Source organism: Streptomyces aurantiacus JA 4570 (assembly GCF_000414115.1).
Lineage (GTDB): Bacteria > Actinomycetota > Actinomycetes > Streptomycetales > Streptomycetaceae > Streptomyces > Streptomyces aurantiacus_A.
In genome coordinates this window covers 1-1,385 of the sequence record NZ_AOPZ01000287.1, presented here as the reverse complement: position 1 = coordinate 1,385, position 1,385 = coordinate 1, and the positions used below count along the sequence as shown (strand labels likewise).

Annotated in this window: 1 protein-coding gene and 1 pseudogene; both read left to right on the top strand. The window is 76.2% G+C overall.

Annotated features, from left to right (window positions below):
- Window positions 1-602: pseudogene (locus STRAU_RS25830) on the top strand (phosphotransferase); the annotation flags it as partial.
- A 57-nt stretch (window positions 603-659) separates the two neighbouring features.
- The coding region (locus STRAU_RS25825) for a GlgB N-terminal domain-containing protein (RefSeq protein WP_037661900.1) at window positions 660-1,385 on the top strand (726 nt) is incomplete at its 3' end.

Sequence of the window (1,385 nt, the reverse complement as noted above, 5' to 3'; positions counted from 1 at the left end):
GGGCCACCGCCGAGGTGCACATGGCGCTCGCGCAGGTCTTCGCGTCGGGCCCGCCGGACCGGGGCGGCGACGGCAGGCTCGCCGCCGCGATGACCGGCCGCCTGGAGGCCGCGGCCCGGCAGGTGCCGGAGCTCGCTCCCTATGTGTCCCGGCTGCGGGCCGCGTACGACGCCGTCGCGGTCGGCGGCGTGGACCGGCCGGCCCAGCGCGTCCACGGCGACCTGCACCTGGGCCAGGTCCTGCGCGCCGGGGACCCGGACCGCTGGTTCGTCATCGACTTCGAGGGCGAACCGGCCCGCCCCCTCGCCGAACGCCGCCGGGTCCAGGCCCCCGTGCGCGATGTCGCGGGCATGCTCCGCTCCTTCGACTACGCCGCGCACGCCAGGCGCCCCTGGCGGCCCGAGTGGGCGTGGAGCTGCCGGGACGCCTACTGCGCGGGCTATGCCGCCGAGGCGGCGTGGGACCCGCGCGAGGAGGGCGCGCTGCTGCGCGCCCACGAGACGGACCGGGCCGTGTACGAGGCGCTGTACGAGGCCAGGCACCGCCCCGACTGGCTGCCCGTGCCCATGGCGGCGCTCGCCCGCCTCGCGGCGGGCCCCTGAGCTGCCGACACCCCACTCCACTCCACCCCCCACCCGGCCAGAGGAGAGCTGAATTTCGTGGTCACCATCGATACGTCCGCTCCCGACCCCGCGGCCACCCTCATCGCGCCCCCCGAGGCATGGCCCGGCACGGAGGGCCGGCAGCGGCTCCTGTCCGGCACGCACCACGACCCGCACGCCCTGCTCGGCGCGCATCCGGTGCCCGGCGGTGTCGCCTTCCTGGTCCTGCGCCCGTACGCGGAGGCGGTGACGCTCGTCGTCGACGGGCGGGCGATGCGCCTGGACGACGTGGGGGACGGCTTCTTCGCGGGTCTGCTGCCGGTCGGCTCGGGTCCGTCGGTCCCACCGGTCCCCGAGTACGCGCTGCGGGTGACGTACGACGGCCGGGAGACCGAACTCCAGGACCCCTACCGCTTCCTGCCCGCCCTCGGCGAACTCGACCTGCACCTGATCGGTGAGGGACGGCACGAGGAGCTGTGGAAGGCGCTGGGCGCCCACCCGATGACCCACCAGGGCGTGGCCGGCACCCGCTTCACCGTGTGGGCGCCCAACGCCAGGGGAGTGCGGGTGTGCGGCGACTTCTGCCACTGGGACGGCACCGCCCACCCCATGCGGTCCCTCGGTTCGACCGGTGTCTGGGAGCTGTTCGTCCCCGGGCTCGGCGAGGGCGCCCGCTACAAGTTCGACATCGCCCGCCCCGACGGCACGCACACCCTGCGCGCGGACCCCATGGCCCGCCGCACCGAGCCGCCCCCGGCGACCGCCTCCGTGGTCGACGCCTCG